The organism is Achromobacter arsenitoxydans SY8 (genome assembly GCF_000236785.1).
In the GTDB taxonomy this organism is placed as follows: Bacteria; Pseudomonadota; Gammaproteobacteria; order Burkholderiales; family Burkholderiaceae_B; genus Achromobacter; species Achromobacter arsenitoxydans.
The window spans coordinates 16,665-31,982 of the sequence record NZ_AGUF01000082.1; the positions used below are offsets into that span (position 1 = coordinate 16,665).

Here is a 15,318-nt window from a genome sequence, read left to right on the forward strand (position 1 = left end):
GTTGTTGTCTCCAAGCGATATGTAATCGGCCGAATGGCCGTCAAAGAAAAAGCGCGGCGCGCTAGGGCAGTACGCCGTCCGAATCGGCGGACAGCACCTTGCCGGGATTCATCAGCCCTTGCGGGTCCAGGGCGCGCTTGATCCGCCGCATCAAATCCAGTTCCACGACGCTCTTGTAGCGTTGCAGGTCCTGCACGCGGCGCTGGCCGATGCCCTGTTCGGCGCTGATGGAGCCGCCGGCCTGGTGTACGCGGTCATGGACCAGCCGCTGGATGTCCGTTTGCGAGGCCCCTTCCGGCGGCAGCAGGTTGTAGTGAAGATTGCCGTCGCCTAGATGGCCGAACACGCGCATGGCCACGCCGGGAAAGGCCGCGGCCAGCGCGGCGTCGGTGGACTGCACGAAATCCGGGATGCGAGACGCGGGCAGCGAGATGTCGTGCTTGACGCACGCCCTGGCCTGGGCCAGCGCCAGCGTGATGCTTTCGCGCAGATGCCAGAACGCGGCGCTTTGCGCGCCGGACACCGAGACCGCCGCATCCAGCGCCTCGCCCTCCTCCAGCGCGGCCGCAAGAACCGCTTCCAGGCGTTCCTGCGCATGCTGCTCGTCCTCGCTGTCGGACACTTCCAGCAACGCGCACCAGGCATCGCCTGGCAGATCCGCGAACGGCATGCGCTGCAGCGGAAACGCCTGGACCACATCGCGCATGCAGGCCGCCGACATGACTTCGAAGGCGGTCAGCCCCGCGCCAAAGCCGGCGCGGGCGCGCTGCAGCAACTGCAGCGCCTGCGGCAGGCCGGGAACCGCGATCAGCGCCGTGCGCTGCGCGCGCGGCAGAGGAAAGAGCTTGAGCACCGCGGCGGTGATGACGCCCAGCGTGCCTTCGCTGCCGATGTACAGGTCGCGCAGGTCGTAGCCGGTGTTGTCCTTGCGCAGGCCGCGCAGCCCATCCCAGATCTCGCCCTGCGGCGTGACCACTTCCAGCCCCAGCGCCAGCTCGCGCGCATTGCCGTAGCGCAGCACCTGCGTGCCGCCGGCGTTGGTGGCCAGATTGCCGCCGATGGTGCAGCTGCCCTGCGCTCCCAGGGACAGCGGGAACAGCCGGCCGGCCTGGCGCGCGGCCTCCTGCACCGCCTGCAGCACACAGCCGGCCTCGACGGTAATGGTGTCGTTGTCCAGATCCACGGCGCGCACGCGATTCATGCGCGCCAGCGATAGCACGACGGCCGACGCGCTGGCGTCGGGCGTGGCGGCGGCGACCTGGCCGGTGTTTCCGCCCTGCGGCACCACCGGCACGCCGGCGGCCGCGCACAGGCGCACCACCCGCGCGACCTCGCCGCTATCGCCCGGCCGCAGCACGGCCAAGGCCCGGCCGGTGACGGTCCGGCGCCAGTCGGTCAGGTACGGCGCTGCGTCTTCGCCCGTCAACACATTCGACTCGCCCAGGCAGGCGATCAGATCCGCCAGCAGCGCGGCCCGCGTCATGCCTGCATCTCCCGGTCGGGCACCGGCGTAAGCAGCCTGCCGGTCCGCAGGAACTCCGTCACGTTGTCGTAGACCAGTTCCGCCATGGCGGCGCGCGTCTCCCGCGTGGCGCTGCCCACGTGGGGCATCAGGGACACCTGATCCAGTTCCGCGAACTCGGCGGCGTCGGTGGGTTCCTGCTCAAGCACGTCCAGTCCCGCGCCGCCCAGCTCGCCGGACCGCAACGCCGCCAACGCGGCAGCCTGGTCCACCACACTGCCGCGCGCGATATTGACCAGGATGCCTTGCGGCCCCAGCGCGCGGATGACCTGCGCATCGACCAGGTGCCGCGTGGCGGCGCCGCCCACGCAGGCGACGACCAGGAAATCGGCCCACGCGGCCAGGTCCGTCAGCGAAGCCTCATACCCATAGGGCGACTGAGGCCTGGGACTGCGGTTGTGATAGCGCACCTCCATATCGAAGCCCGCGCCGCGCCGGGCAATGGCTTCTCCGATGCGCCCCAGCCCCAGGACGCCCAGCCGCTTGCCCGACACCCTGGTGGCAACCGGGAATTGCCCCAGGGCGCGCCATTGGCCCGTCTTGACGTAGCGGTCGCCCACAGCGGTGCGCCGCGCCGCCGACAACAGCAGCGCCCAAGCCAGATCGGCGACGCAATCGTCCAGCACGTCGGGCGTAACGCTGACGCGGATGCCGCGCGCGGCGGCTGCGCGCAGGTCCAGCGTGTCGTGGCCCACGCCCCAACTGCACACGGCCTGCAGACCGGGCAGCGCATCGAACATGGATCGCGTGAATCCGTGGCGGACTGAGGTCACGGCCACACGCAGGCCACGCAATTCCTCGCTGAACGCCGCCAGGCCCCGTGGCTCGCGCCACGCCTGCAGAACCCGGCAGCTGGCCGCCAGCCGCTCATCGAACTGCGGACCCAGCGACGCCACCTGCACCACATCGTAGGCGGCAGTCACGCACGGCCTCCGCCGCTGGCGGGGATGTAGTTCGCGGCCGCCGCGGCTTCGGCGAAGGACAGGCCGTCGCGGATGCCGCGCTCCACGCGCTCGTCCACTTCCAGGGCTTCCTGCGCGGCCGCCAGCACTTCCTGAAGCCGCGCGCGCGGCACGACGACCAGGCCGGTATCGTCGCCGACCACCAGATCGCCTTCGGCCACCTGCACGCCGCCTATCGTCACCGGTTCCCCCATGGCCTGCAGCCGCAGCCGCGTCTTCCCGGTCAGGGGCGTGACGTGGCGGCTGGCGAGCCAAAGCCCCGTCGCCTGGATTTCATCGACATCGCGGCAGGCGCCGTCGATCACCACCGCCGTGGCCTGCCGCTTGGAAGCCGCCATGGAAGCGATGCCGCCAAAGGTGGAAATGCAGGTCCCGCCTGCGTCCACCATCAGCACGCGTCCTGGCCCGGTGGCGGCGACCAGCCGGCCCACGGCAAAGTCGGCGCGGTCGAAATCGCCCAGTCCGCCCCAGACGTGGCGCGCGGTGGCGGCAAAGCCGGCGATGCGCCCCTGTCCGCCACGGCGCGCGATGCCCTGCACCACGCCCGCGATGCCCAGCGTGTCCATGGCGTCAGCCCAAGTGCTGGTTCCGATGGCGGCGCAGCGCGCCAGCAGGTCTTGATCGTTCTTGCTCATCGTGTGTGTACTCCCGTCGGAAAGGCCCATGCGGCCGGTCAGTCGATCTGCGCGCCCGAGAGCTTGACGCCCTCTGCCCAGCGCTGCGCTTCGTCGTTGATGAATGCCTGGAACTGCTGCGGCGAGCTGTTGTTCACGTCCCCGCCCATGTCTTGCAGCTTCTTGGTCATTTCTGGCGTGGCAACGACCTTGGCGACGTCCTGATAGATCTTCTGGCGCAGCTCGGCAGGCATGCTGGACGGCGCGAACAGGCCAAACCACGTGGCCGCGTCAAAGTTCTTCATGCCCGCTTCGGCCATCGTGGGCACCTGCGCGATGGCGTCGACCCGGCGCGGATGCGCCAGCGCGATCGCGTTGAGCTTGCCCGACTGGATGTGCGGCAGCGCCGCCGACAGCGTGACGAAGGCCATCTGCACCTGGCCGCCGATCAGGTCGGTCAGCATCGGCGCATCGCCGCGGTACGGCACGTGGACCAGCTTGATCCCCGCCTTGGCCTTGAAGAGCTCTCCCGTCAGGTGCTGCGGCGTGCCATTGCCTGTGGAGGCCATGCTCAGCCCCTGGGGCGCCGCCTTGGCGTAGGCGATCAGTTCGTCCAGGTTCTTGACCGGCAACGAAGGCGCCGTCACCAGCACCAGCGGAATGGTGGAGGTGAGCGTCAGCGGCGCGAAATCCTTCAGGGGGTCGTAGTTCAGCTTCTTGTACAGGCTGGCGCTGATGGTGTGCGCCGCCGTCGTCATGTAGAGCGTGTAGCCGTCGCCAGGCGCCCGCGCCACCGCCTCGGCGGCCACGGTGGTGCCCGCGCCGGGGCGGTTGTTGATGATGACCTGCTGGCCCCATGCGGCCGGCAGCTTTTCCGCGATCAGGCGCGCGATGACGTCCGTGGCCCCTCCCGGCGGGTAGGGCACGACCAGCGTCACGGGCTTGTCGGGGTAACCCGCGGCAAGCGCCGCGCCTCCGCCCAGCGCGAGTCCCATGGCGATGAATACGCCGGCAATGCAGTTGCGCTTCTTCATTGTCCTGTCTCCTGTGGATGTTGTTGTCGTGACTACTGAAGTACGTATTCGGCCCCGCAGCGCGCGCAGATCTCGCGGATGTGCGCGTCCAGCCGGGCCGGTATCGGGATGCCGTCGCGCAGCCGCTGGTCGCGCGTGGCGGTCTCGGGGTCGCCGGCCACCAGCACCGGCTTGGCGGGATCGGCCGCCGCCGTCGCGTGCATCGTGTCGATGACCGCGTCCAGGTCGCTTTCGAATTCGCCCTCGTCGCGAAATGCGTCCGGGTCGATGGCCATGAAGAAATGGCCGATGTTGTCGGGGTCGCCCGGCCTTTGGGTGCGGTTGCGGATCGGCGAGAACGATCCGCCGGTCAGGGTGCCGCCCAGGATGTGCACCATCATCGCCAGGCCGTAGCCCTTGTGGCTGCCCAGGTCCAGCGAACCGCCCAGGGGCGTCAGCCCGCCTTCCGGCCGCTTGAAGACATAATCCATGCCCGCCTGCGGATCGAGCACCGGCTGGCCGGCCGGATCCACCACCCAACCCGGCGGCATGGGCTTGTCGTTCAGGTGATAGACCTTGACCTTGTTGGCTGCGACGGTAGTCGTCGACATATCCAGCACGAATGGCGGATTGCGTCCCGCAGGCGCGGCAAACGCCAGCGGATTGGTGCCCAGAACGGGCGTTGACGCGCGCGGCGGCACCAGCGTCATGCCGCGGGTGGCGGTGGTGACCAGGCCGACCAGGCCGCGCGCGCTGGCCATGCGCGCATACAGGCCTGCCGCGCCGAAGTGATGCGAATTGCGCACACCCACCACGCCGACCCCGTGCGCCAGGGCCTTGTCGGCCGCCAGCGTCATGGCCATGGCCGACACGGGATGGCCCAGGCTTGCGCCCCCGTCCAGCAGCGCCGTGCAGCCCCGGTCGCGCACGACGGCCGGGCGGGCCTGCAGCGACAGCATGCCCGAGCCGCGCATCTCCTCGTACATCATCAGCATCGACACGCCGTGCGAGTCCACGCCCAGAAGGTCCGTTTCGACCATGATGTCCGCGGCGGTCTGCGCCAGGTCCGGCGCCATGCCCCAGGCATCCAGGATGCCCAGGATCTGGCGCCTGACCCGCCCCGCGTCCACATTGATAGCGCTCATTTCGCCTCCCGCCTTCTATTGATGCCCGCGCCCTGCCGGCGCGCCGTCATTGCTTCTTCTGCCCGGCCGCCGCCAGCAGCTCGCCCCACAGCACGGTCTGGGCCGCGACGTAATCGTCGAAGGCCTGCGGTGTGCGCGGCGCGGCTTCCTGGCCCTGTTTGGCAAAGAAGGCCGACGCTTCATCGCTCTGCAGGGCCTGCACGAAAACCTGGTTCAGGCGGTCGATGACCGGCGCGGGCGTCGCCGCCGGCGCGAACAATCCGCCCCAGGCCACGAACTCGTAGTCGGGCAGGCCGGACTGCGCCAGCGTGGGCGTATCGGGCAGGGACGCGACGCGCTCGCGCGGCGTGACGGCCAGGGCGCGCAGCTTGCCGGCCTCGATGTAGGGGCGGGTCACGGAGATGTCCGTGATCATGAAGTCCAGCCGGCCGGCCAACAGGTCGGTGATGGCCTGCGGCGTGCCTGCGTAAGGCACGTCCATGGCCTGGATACCGGCCATGCTCTTAAGCATCTGCGCGGCCGCCAGACTGCCGCTATTGCCGGTGCCGTAATTGAGCTTGCCGGGATTGGCCTTGGCGTACGCGATCAACTGCTGCACGTCCTGGACGGGCAGGTCCGGCCGGACGACCAGCACCAGGGGATTCATGGTGAATTGCGTAATGGCCGCGAAATCGCGGCCGGGGTCATAGGACAGTTTGTGGAACAGGTGCACATTGGCCGACTGGGTAGAGTTGGTGCCCACCAGCAGCGTGTACCCGTCGGGCGCGGCCCGGCTGACCTCGGACGCGGCAATGCTGCCCTGCGCGCCCGCCTTGTTCTCGACGATCACGCTCTGGCCCAAGGTCTTGGCGACGCGTTCGCCCAAAAAGCGGGCCATGGCGTCAGTGGTGCTGCCCGCCGGAAAGGGAACCACCAGGCGGATGGGCCGGGCCGGATAGTCGGCTGCGGCAGCGGCCGGCGCGGCCGCGCACAGCGCCAGACCCGCAGCCAGCAACAGGGATGCAATCTTCATGGTCTTGTCTCCTCGTGTGCGCATCGGGCCCGCTTTCTGCTGTGCGGCCCCTGATGCCTTTCACTGCCTTGCCCCGGCGCTCTACGGCGCCGTGCGGCGGCTTCTGCCCGCACGCGGGCAGAACTTGCGGTTTAACCGGCTTCTTGCGCCTCCCGCCAGGCCAGCAGCCGGGTCACGCCTTCGGCCATGCTCACCTTGGGCTGCCAGCCAATATGCTGGCCGGCAAGATCATGCGGGATGTGGAACGCGCCGCCCGACGTGAGCCGCACCGTGCCGGGCGGATCCGGCTTGATCTCGGGCTGCAGGTCGCTCTTGCAGTAGTCCAGCACCAGGCGAACGAGCTCGCCCGTGGTGATGGGCGCGGGGCCTGACACATTCACCGCTACGTCGGTAGCCGCGCTCTGGAAGGCCGCCACGTTGGCGCGGGCCACGTCGGACACGTGCACAAAGTGCTTGGTGTCGGTGCCGTCGCCGGGCAGCACGGGGCGTTCGCCTTTGCGCACGCGGTCGTAGGTTTCCATGATGTAGAGCGAATTGGCCGCGCGGTAATGCTGCCGCTCGCCATACACCGTGGAATAGCGCAGGACCACGTAGTCCAGCCCGGCCTTCTGGTAGTACTGGCGGCAAAGCTGTTCGCCCATGATCTTGGACGCGCCATACAGGATGGCGGCCGGCGGCGCGCCCACCGAATGGAAGGGGCCGTTCTCGACCAGCGCGCCGGAGATTCCCGTGCCGTAGCCATAGACCGCGTTCGACGAGGCGAAGACGATCTTCTTCACCTTGTTGGCGCGGCAGGCCTCCAGCATGTTTTGCGCGCCGCGGATGTTCACGTCCACCGCCTGCCACGGCGTCTGCGCAAAGCCCAGCGTCATGTAGGCGGCCAGGTGCAGCACGCCGTCCACGCCTTCGGTGGCCGCCAGCAGATCGGGCAGCCGCATCAGGTCGCCGCGCACGACCTTCACGCGCGGGTTGTCCTGCAGGTGGGCAATGGCCTCGGGCGTGCCGAACGCAAAGTTGTCCAGCAGGATCACCTCCTTCGCGCCGGCCGCCAGCAGGGCGTCGGCGGTGTGGGAGCCCACCAGGCTGGCCGCGCCGGCGATCAGGATGCGGGAGTCGGCCAAGGACAGCGCCGCGCCTTTCTTTTCAGTCGTCATATTTATTCAAAGTCCCATGGGTTTGTCGTGCATGCCCCAGTACAGGCTCTTGACCTGGCTGTAGAGGCGCAGGCCGTGCAGGCCTTTCTCGCGCCCGATGCCGCTGGCCTTGAAGCCGCCGAAGGGCGTGGCGATATGCGATTGCTTGTAGGTATTGATCCAGATGGAGCCGGCTTCGATTTCGCGCGCCACGCGCCAGGCGCGGGCGTAGTCGCCCGTCCACATGCCCGCGGCCAGGCCGAAGGCCGTGTCGTTGGCCTGCTGGACGACGTCGTCCTCGTCCGCGAACGGCAGCGCCACCAGCACCGGGCCGAAAATCTCTTCCTGGCAGACCCGCGCACCGTTGCCCAGGCCGTCGATCACGGTGGGCATGTAGAACCAGCCATTGGCCAGTTCGGCCTGCGTGGGCGCCGCGCCCCCCACCAGCACGCGGCCGCCCTCGGCGCGGCCGATGTCGACGTAGCCCGCAACCTTGTCGCGATGCGCGCGCGACACCAGCGGGCCCATCTGCGTGGCCGGATCGTCGGGCAGGCCGACGCGCACTTGCTGCGTGCGCTCCACCAGCGCATCCATGAAGCGTTTGTAGATGGATTTCTGCACGAACAGGCGCGAACCCGCAACGCAGCTCTGGCCCGCCGAACCGAAGATGCCCGACACCACGCCGGCCACGGCGCGGTCCAGATCGGCATCCTCGAACACGATGTGCGGCGATTTTCCGCCCAGTTCCAGCCCCACCGGAATCAGGCGCTGGCCGGCGATGCCGCCGATGGCGCGGCCGGTTTCCGTGCCGCCTGTGAACGACACCATGCGCACGCCGGGATGCTTGACCAGCGCCGCGCCCACGTCTTCGCCGTGGCCGGGCAACACGATCAACAGGCCTTCAGGCAGGCCGGCCTCGGTGCAGATGCGGGCCAGTTCCAGCGCCAGTTGCGGCGTTTCCTCGGAAGGCTTGATCAGCACCGCATTGCCCGCCGCCAGCGCGGGCGCGGCCTTCTGCGCCTCGTTCATGATGGGCGAGTTCCACGGCGTGATGGCGGCGACGACGCCGAAGGGCTCGGCCAGGGCCATGGAAAAATACTCGCCGCGCGGCGAGGTCATCTCGTTCTGCCAGGTCTCGCACACCGCGGCGTAATAGCGAAAATGCCCGGCCGCGCTGTCGACCATGTTCAGGCATTCCTTCCACGGCTTGCCGCTGTCTTGCATCTGCAGGCGGGCCAGCGGCTCGCGTTCGGCGGCCAGGCGGCGGCCGATCTCGTACAGCGTGGCGGCGCGCTGGTCCGGGCGCAGCTTGCGCCAGGGCTTGTGCTGAAAGGCGTCCCAGGCGATGGCGACGGCCGTGTCCACGTCCTGCGGCAGGGCGCGCGTGACAACGCCGGCAATACTGCCGTCGGCCGGGTTGATGGAGGTGATGACGGCGTCGCCGTCTTGGCTCAGGCGCCAGTTGGCGCCCAGCCGGAATGGCTTGTGGCTTGATGCGTCCATAACGTCTTTGAATCCGGAGGGGCTGCGGTAGACGTCATGATCGGCCGGTCAATTATTAGACACAAATAGATATTTATCCAATATTCTTAGCCCATGGCTATCAATATCAAATATCGCCCGCTCAAGGCCTTCCTGCTGGCCGTGGACACCGGCTCATTCACGCACGCGGCCAATCAGCTGGGCGTGACGCAGCCGTCATTCACGGCGCTGATCCAAGACCTGGAAGAAGTGCTGGGCCTGCGCCTGTTCGAGCGCACCACCCGCAGCATCAGCCTAACGTCGGCGGGCCAGGACTTCTACGCCCGCGTACAGCGCCCTATCGCCGACCTGGAAGAGGCCTATCGCAGCCTGGCCGATCTGGCAGCGGTGCGTCGCGGCAACGTGGCCCTGGGCGCCCTGCCCTCCACCGCGCTGAGCCTGCTGCCCGTCGCGACCGGCACGCTGCGCCAGGCGCACCCGGCCCTGAAAGTGCGGGTCGTGGAGGCGCACAACGACGAACTGGTGGCCCTGCTGCGCACCAACCAGATCGAATTCGCGGTGGCCGCGCAGGCCGAACCGGCCTCCGACCTGACGTTCACGCCGCTGGGCGAAGACTGCTTCTGCGCGGTCTATCCCGCCGGCCACCCGCTGGGCGATGAACCCGGCATGCTGCATTGGCGCGATGTGCTGCGCTACGACCTGATCCTGCTGTCGCAGGGCTCGAATGCACGCCAGCAGTTCGACCGCGCGGTACGCGACGAAGCCGACGCGCCCGCCACCGCGCTGCGCTACGACGTGACCAACATGGGAACGGCCGCGGGCATGGTGCGGCAGGGTTTGGGCGTCAGCGTGCTGCCCCGGCTGGCGCTGCCGGAACTGAACCTGTCCGGGCTGCGCTGCACGCCGCTGGGCGACGCATCGGCGCGCCGCTACATCGGCCTATTGCACCGGCGCGACCGCTCGCTGTCGCCGGCCGCGCAGGCCCTGGTCGCGCAATTGGAAATCGCCATGGCAGAGATTCAGCCGCGGCTGCTGCCCTTGCCCCCAATGACGCCCGCGGACTGACCGCGCGCGGGCATCGGGCGCGGCCGATCAGCCGCGCTCGACCTTCCAGCCCAGTTCGGCGGAAATTCCGGCCGCCGCGCCCTGCACGACGGGAACCATCTCGCGCATGCGGTCCAGCGACATGTAGGGCACGGTGCTGGACACGCTGATGGCGGCGACGATGCCGCTGGACGCATCTCGCACCGGCGCGGCCACGCAGCGGATCGAAGGCTCGTTGTCTTCCAGGTCGAACGCATAGCCCTGCGCGGCATAGTCGCGCATGCGGTCGCGGAAAGCCTCCCAGCCCTGCTGGCCGCCCAGCGCGCGCGACGACACCGGCGCGCCGACGCGATGCAGCGACTTCCATTGCGGCTCTTCGGCATCCAGCAGCAGCGCCTTGCCCACGCCCGTGGCGGCCAGCGGCATGCGGTGGCCCACGCGCGAGCGCATCTCCAGTCCCTTCTTGCCCGGAATTTTTTCCAGGTAGAGCACTTCGTTGTTGTCGCGCACGGCCAGGTGGATGGTGTCTCCCGTCAGTTCCGCCAGGCTGTCCAGATAGGGGCGCGCCAGCGTCGCCATGGGGAAGGCCTCGCGCGCCTGGAAACCCAGTTCGATCAGCTTGGGGCCCAGCACATAGCCCACACCGGGCAAGGCGCGCAGATAGCGTTCCTGCACCAGGCAACTTGCCAGCCGGTGCGTGGTGCTGCGCGCCACGCCGATGCGCGCGCAGATCTCCTTCAGGTCGCGCGCGCCGTCGGCCACGGCCTGCACCACGGCCAAGCCGCGCATCAGCGTCTGCGTGCCGGCGGGCGCGGCGGAATCGGGATCCAGGGTGGGCGGTTGATCGGGAGTCAGGAAGGTGGCGGTCATGAAGATGAAGCGGTAGGCGGCAGGATTCAGGCCCAAGCATACCCGGCCCCGAGGGCCGGAATGCCCGGAAAAGCGGGAATTTCCAGGCCGCTGCGGCGTATGTCCGCCGACTTGCTGGCCCGATTGGATTCCCTGTATGTGGGATTTAATTCTATATTTTGAGATTTTTCAAGCGCTGATCTAGAATTTTTCGCATCGCCCGCCCGCGTGCCTTCACGCGGCTCGCGGGCTTCAGACAACAACGACCGCGGCATCCGCCCGCGCCGCGCCCCTCCTGGCGTGTCGCGGCGCAACCGGATACGCGGCCAGAGACGAGACAGACTCTGATGACTACCGGATCGCCCGCCCGTGCGGCTCTTATCGCGCTGGACTGGGGCACTTCTTCGCTGCGCGCGTATCGCCTGGACGCCACCGGCCGCACGCTCGACACGCGCCATCTGCCCTGGGGCATCATGCGCCTGCCCCAGCCGCTGCAGGACGGCGCCGCCACCACCGCGCTGTCCGGCTTCGAGCTGGCCTTTGATCAGGCCTGCGGCGACTGGCTGCGCGCCGAACCCGGCCTGCCCGTGATCGCCTGCGGCATGGTCGGCAGCGCCCAGGGCTGGAAAGAAGCCGCCTACCTGGACGTGCCCGTGGACCTGGACCGCATCGGCACGCTGCTGACTGTCGTGGACCGCCAGGGCGCCACGCCGGTCCACATCGTGCCCGGCCTGATCCAGCGCCACGGCCTGCCCAATGTGATGCGCGGCGAAGAGACCCAGGTCTTCGGCGTGATGTACGACCAGGCCGGCGGCAACGCCGACAGTGTGCTGATCGGCCTGCCCGGCACGCATTCCAAGTGGGTGAACGCCCGCCGCGGCCGCGTCACCCACTTCGACACCTTCATGACCGGCGAGGTCTACGCCGCGCTGCGCGGCCACACCATCCTGGGCCGCACCATGGCCGACGCCGCCAGCGCCGACATGGCCGCCTTCGAGCGCGGCGTCAAAGTGGCCGGCGCCCCCGCCGGACGCGCGGGCGTGCTGTCCACCATCTTCAGTACGCGCGCGCTGGGCCTGACCGGCGAACTCGCGCCCGAATCGCAGGCCGACTATCTGTCGGGCCTGCTGATCGGCCACGAAATCTCGGCGCTGGCCGACATGCTGCGCCAGCAGGGCGAACAACCCCGCATCGTGCTGTGCGGCGAACCCGCGCTGTGCCAGCGCTACATGCTGGCCATGCGGCATTACGGCCTGGGCGCGCCCGAACAGGCGCAGAACGCCACCGAGCGCGGCCTGTGGCACCTGGCCGTCAGCGGCGGGCTCGTCTCCGCCTCCACCCCGATCTCCGCCTAGGAACATTCAATGAACCATCCCGGTCTGCAAACCGCCATGGCCCACTGCGGCCTGATCGCCATCCTGCGCGGCATAACCCCCGCTGAAGCCGAAGCCGTCGGCCAGGCGCTGTACGACGCCGGCTTTCGCCTGATCGAAGTGCCGCTGAACTCGCCCGATCCGCTGGACAGCATCCGCGCCATGCGCGCCGCGCTGCCCACCGATTGCCTCATCGGCGCCGGCACCGTCCTGAATCCCGACGACTGCGCCCGCGTCCAGCAGGCGGGCGGCGAACTCATCGTCATGCCGCACAGCGACGCGGCCGTGATCCGCGCGGCCAAGAAGCTCGGCATGGCGTCCTGCCCCGGTGTGGCCACGCCCACCGAAGCCTTCGCCGCGCTGGCCGCCGGCGCCGACGTGCTGAAGATGTTCCCGGCCGAACAGCTGGGCCCGGTCGTGCTCAAGGCCTGGCGCGCCGTAATGCGCCCGCCGATCGCGCTGGTTCCCGTGGGCGGCATCACGCCCGACAACCTTTCCACTTACGCCCGGGCGGGCGCCAGCGGCTTCGGCCTGGGCTCCGCCTTGTACAAACCCGGCCTCTCGGCCGCCGACGTCGGCCAGAACGCGCGCGCTTTCGTCGCCGCCTGGCAAAGCGCTTATTCCGCCCAGGAGACACAAGCATGAAGATCACCAAGCTCACCACCTACATCGTGCCGCCCCGGTGGTGCTTCCTGAAGATTGAAACGGACGAAGGCATCGTCGGCTGGGGCGAACCCGTCGTCGAAGGCCGCGCGCACTCGGTCGCCGCCGCCGTCGAAGAACTGTCCGACTACCTGATCGGCAAAGACCCCCGCAACATCGAAGACCATTGGACGGTCCTGTACCGCGGCGGCTTCTACCGCGGCGGCGCCATCCACATGAGCGCCCTGGCCGGCATCGACCAGGCCCTGTGGGACATCAAGGGCAAGCACCTGGGCGTGCCCGTGTCGCAACTGCTGGGCGGCAACGTGCGCGACCGCATCCGCGTGTACTCGTGGATCGGCGGCGACCGTCCCGCCGACACCGCCGCGGCCGCCAAGAACGCCGTCGAGCGCGGCTTCACCGCCGTCAAAATGAACGGCACCGAAGAACTGCAATACATCGACTCGTTCGACAAGGTCGAAAAGTGCCTGGAGAACGTGGCCGCCGTGCGCGACGCCGTCGGCCCGAACGTGGGCATCGGCGTGGACTTCCACGGCCGCGTCCACAAGCCCATGGCCAAGGTGCTGATGAAAGAGCTGGATCCGTTCAAGCTCATGTTCATTGAAGAGCCCGTGCTGAGCGAACACTACGAAGCGCTGAAGGAACTGGCCCCGCTGACGTCCACGCCCATCGCGCTGGGCGAGCGCCTGTTCTCGCGCTGGGACTTCAAGCGCGTGCTGTCCGAAGGTTACGTGGACATCATCCAGCCCGATCCGTCGCACGCCGGCGGCATCACCGAAACCCGCAAGATCGCCGCCATGGCCGAAGCCTATGACGTGGCGCTGGCGCTGCACTGCCCGCTGGGCCCCATCGCGCTGGCCACCTGCCTGCAGATCGACGCCGGCTGCTACAACGCCTTCATCCAGGAACAGAGCCTGGGCATCCACTACAACGCCGCCAACGACCTGCTGGACTACGTCAGCAACCGCGAGGTCTTCGCCTACGAAGACGGCATGGTCGCGATTCCGCAAGGTCCCGGCCTGGGCATCGAGGTCAACGAAGAGTACGTCAAGGAACGCGCCGCGGTCGGCCACCGCTGGCGCAACCCTATCTGGCGCCACGCCGACGGCAGCTTCGCCGAATGGTAAGCAGATAAAAGAGAGAGGAGACCCCCTTGACCACCGCCGCACACGCCGGCCTGCAGGGCGCTCAGCGCCCCACCCGCAGCCGCTACATCATCATGGTGATGCTGTTCATCACCGTCGTCATCAACTACCTGGACCGCAGCAACCTGTCCATCGCCGCGCCCTCGCTCAGGGACGAATTCGGCCTGGACCCCTGGCATGAAGGTCTGATCCTATCGGCCTTCGGCTGGACCTACGCGGCCATGCAGATCCCCGGCGGCTGGCTGGTGGACCGCGTGTCCCCCCGCGTGCTGTACGCCGCCGCGCTGATCCTGTGGTCCGCGGCCACGTTCTTCATGGGTTTTGCCGGCAGCTTCGTCCTCCTGTTCGTCCTGCGCCTGGCCGTGGGCGCGCTGGAAGCCCCGGCCTACCCCATCAACAACCGCGTCGTCACCACCTGGTTCCCGGAACGCGAACGCGCCACCGCCATCGGCTTCTACACGTCCGGCCAGTTTGTCGGCCTGGCGTTCCTGACGCCCGTGTTGGTGTGGCTGCAGCACCACTACGGCTGGCACATGGTGTTCGTCAGCACCGGTCTGCTGGGCATCGTCTGGGGCGTGCTGTGGTTCATGATCTACCGCGAGCCGCGCCAGTTCAAGGGCGCCAACGCGGCGGAAATCGAGCTCATCCAGCAAGGCGGCGGCGTGGTCGACCTGGACACGCGCGTGCGCGAAAAAAAGGCCCCCTTCAACTGGAACGACCTGGGCCTGGTCATGAGCAAGCGCAAGCTGTGGGGCGTATACCTCGGCCAGTTCTGCCTGACCTCCACGCTGTGGTTCTTCCTGACCTGGTTCCCCACCTATCTGGTCAAGTACCGCGGCATGGACTTCATCAAGTCCGGCTTCCTGGCGTCCGTGCCCTTCCTGGCCGCCTTCATCGGCGTGCTGTGCTCGGGCGTGCTGTCCGACTTCCTGATCCGCCGCGGCGCGACCGTCGGCATGGCGCGCAAGCTGCCCATCATCCTGGGCCTCTTGATCTCCACGTCCATGATCGGCGCGAACTTCACGGACTCCACGCCTTGGGTCATCTTCTTCCTTGCCGTGGCGTTCTTTGGCAACGGGCTGGCGTCGATCACGTGGTCGCTGGTGTCGACGCTGGCGCCGGTGCGCCTGCTGGGCCTGACCGGCGGCGTGTTCAACTTCGTCGGCAACCTGTCGTCGATCTGCACGCCCATCGTGATTGGCTACCTGGTGTCCAAGGACAACTTCGCGCCGGCCATCGTGTACGTGTCGTCGCTGGCCCTGCTGGGCGCGCTGTCGTACATCCTGCTGGTCGGGAAGGTGGAGCGGATCGAGGCTTGACGATCCGCGGTTCCCGCAGGTGAAGGCAAGGGCGTCCGGATG

At 68.3% G+C, this 15,318-nt stretch carries 14 protein-coding genes; 5 read left to right on the plus strand and 9 right to left on the minus strand.

The features are described from left to right. Window positions 1-61: 61 nt before the first annotated feature. The 8 genes from KYC_RS25205 to KYC_RS25240 all read right to left on the minus strand — a co-directional run bounded on the left by KYC_RS25205 (window position 62) and on the right by KYC_RS25240 (window position 8,904). Entirely contained in the window at window positions 62-1,483 is a 1,422-nt protein-coding gene (locus KYC_RS25205; protein ID WP_008167805.1) for an FAD-binding oxidoreductase, read from the minus strand. After that, window positions 1,480-2,445, minus strand: coding sequence for a 2-hydroxyacid dehydrogenase (locus KYC_RS25210; protein ID WP_008167807.1), 966 nt, complete (start codon window positions 2,443-2,445; stop codon window positions 1,480-1,482). The genes KYC_RS25205 and KYC_RS25210 overlap by 4 nt, the downstream gene beginning before the upstream one ends. Continuing rightward, complete coding sequence (locus tag KYC_RS25215) at window positions 2,442-3,119, minus strand: RraA family protein (RefSeq protein ID WP_008167809.1); 678 nt, start codon at window positions 3,117-3,119, stop codon at window positions 2,442-2,444. Before KYC_RS25215 ends, KYC_RS25210 begins: the two co-directional genes overlap by 4 nt. A 38-nt stretch (window positions 3,120-3,157) precedes the next feature. Next, window positions 3,158-4,132: a tripartite tricarboxylate transporter substrate binding protein gene (locus KYC_RS25220; RefSeq protein ID WP_008167811.1), complete on the minus strand. Its 975-nt coding sequence runs from the start codon at window positions 4,130-4,132 to the stop codon at window positions 3,158-3,160. A 32-nt stretch (window positions 4,133-4,164) separates the two neighbouring features. Continuing rightward, window positions 4,165-5,256 (minus strand): Ldh family oxidoreductase, encoded by a 1,092-nt coding sequence (locus KYC_RS25225; RefSeq protein ID WP_008167812.1) that lies wholly within the window; start codon window positions 5,254-5,256, stop codon window positions 4,165-4,167. A 46-nt stretch (window positions 5,257-5,302) separates the two neighbouring features. Continuing rightward, window positions 5,303-6,268: a Bug family tripartite tricarboxylate transporter substrate binding protein gene (locus tag KYC_RS25230; RefSeq protein ID WP_008167815.1), complete on the minus strand. Its 966-nt coding sequence runs from the start codon at window positions 6,266-6,268 to the stop codon at window positions 5,303-5,305. A gap of 131 nt (window positions 6,269-6,399) precedes the next feature. Next, a complete protein-coding gene (locus KYC_RS25235) occupies window positions 6,400-7,422 on the minus strand; it encodes an NAD-dependent epimerase/dehydratase family protein (protein ID WP_008167819.1) in 1,023 nt (340 codons plus the stop codon). Window positions 7,423-7,428: 6 nt separating this feature from the next. Next, window positions 7,429-8,904, minus strand: a complete 1,476-nt coding sequence (locus tag KYC_RS25240) for an aldehyde dehydrogenase (protein WP_008167822.1) — start codon at window positions 8,902-8,904, stop codon at window positions 7,429-7,431. Between the two features lie 93 nt (window positions 8,905-8,997). Here KYC_RS25240 and KYC_RS25245 point away from each other — a divergent pair, with 93 nt between their 5' ends. Then, window positions 8,998-9,948: a LysR family transcriptional regulator gene (locus tag KYC_RS25245; protein ID WP_008167824.1), complete on the plus strand. Its 951-nt coding sequence runs from the start codon at window positions 8,998-9,000 to the stop codon at window positions 9,946-9,948. Window positions 9,949-9,975: 27 nt separating this feature from the next. On the opposite strand, the gene KYC_RS25250 is transcribed toward KYC_RS25245, so the two are convergent. After that, window positions 9,976-10,797, minus strand: coding sequence for an IclR family transcriptional regulator (locus tag KYC_RS25250; protein WP_050814944.1), 822 nt, complete (start codon window positions 10,795-10,797; stop codon window positions 9,976-9,978). Window positions 10,798-11,123: 326 nt separating this feature from the next. Here KYC_RS25250 and KYC_RS25255 point away from each other — a divergent pair, with 326 nt between their 5' ends. The 4 genes from KYC_RS25255 to KYC_RS25270 are packed head-to-tail and all read left to right on the plus strand — an operon-like array spanning window position 11,124 to window position 15,276. After that, window positions 11,124-12,131 (plus strand): 2-dehydro-3-deoxygalactonokinase, encoded by a 1,008-nt coding sequence (locus KYC_RS25255; RefSeq protein ID WP_008167828.1) that lies wholly within the window; start codon window positions 11,124-11,126, stop codon window positions 12,129-12,131. 9 nt (window positions 12,132-12,140) lie between these two features. Then, the gene (locus KYC_RS25260; RefSeq protein ID WP_008167831.1) at window positions 12,141-12,794 is read left to right on the plus strand and encodes a 2-dehydro-3-deoxy-6-phosphogalactonate aldolase; all 654 of its coding nucleotides are present in this window, start codon (window positions 12,141-12,143) and stop codon (window positions 12,792-12,794) included. Beyond that, window positions 12,791-13,939: a galactonate dehydratase gene (dgoD, locus tag KYC_RS25265; RefSeq protein WP_008167832.1), complete on the plus strand. Its 1,149-nt coding sequence runs from the start codon at window positions 12,791-12,793 to the stop codon at window positions 13,937-13,939. Before KYC_RS25260 ends, dgoD begins: the two co-directional genes overlap by 4 nt. 26 nt (window positions 13,940-13,965) lie before the next feature. Then, window positions 13,966-15,276, plus strand: a complete 1,311-nt coding sequence (locus KYC_RS25270) for an MFS transporter (RefSeq protein ID WP_008167833.1) — start codon at window positions 13,966-13,968, stop codon at window positions 15,274-15,276. Window positions 15,277-15,318 lie beyond the last annotated feature (42 nt).

Coding starts and splice junctions, on each gene's coding strand:
- KYC_RS25225 (WP_008167812.1), bottom strand. CDS start 5,256: ATGAGCGCTATCAATGTGGACGCGGGGCGGGTCAGGCGCCAGATCCTG.
- KYC_RS25235 (WP_008167819.1), bottom strand. CDS start 7,422: ATGACGACTGAAAAGAAAGGCGCGGCGCTGTCCTTGGCCGACTCCCGC.
- KYC_RS25260 (WP_008167831.1), top strand. CDS start 12,141: ATGAACCATCCCGGTCTGCAAACCGCCATGGCCCACTGCGGCCTGATC.
- KYC_RS25220 (WP_008167811.1), bottom strand. CDS start 4,132: ATGAAGAAGCGCAACTGCATTGCCGGCGTATTCATCGCCATGGGACTC.
- KYC_RS25205 (WP_008167805.1), bottom strand. CDS start 1,483: ATGACGCGGGCCGCGCTGCTGGCGGATCTGATCGCCTGCCTGGGCGAG.
- KYC_RS25245 (WP_008167824.1), top strand. CDS start 8,998: ATGGCTATCAATATCAAATATCGCCCGCTCAAGGCCTTCCTGCTGGCC.
- dgoD (WP_008167832.1), top strand. CDS start 12,791: ATGAAGATCACCAAGCTCACCACCTACATCGTGCCGCCCCGGTGGTGC.
- KYC_RS25230 (WP_008167815.1), bottom strand. CDS start 6,268: ATGAAGATTGCATCCCTGTTGCTGGCTGCGGGTCTGGCGCTGTGCGCG.
- KYC_RS25255 (WP_008167828.1), top strand. CDS start 11,124: ATGACTACCGGATCGCCCGCCCGTGCGGCTCTTATCGCGCTGGACTGG.
- KYC_RS25250 (WP_050814944.1), bottom strand. CDS start 10,797: ATGACCGCCACCTTCCTGACTCCCGATCAACCGCCCACCCTGGATCCC.
- KYC_RS25215 (WP_008167809.1), bottom strand. CDS start 3,119: ATGAGCAAGAACGATCAAGACCTGCTGGCGCGCTGCGCCGCCATCGGA.
- KYC_RS25240 (WP_008167822.1), bottom strand. CDS start 8,904: ATGGACGCATCAAGCCACAAGCCATTCCGGCTGGGCGCCAACTGGCGC.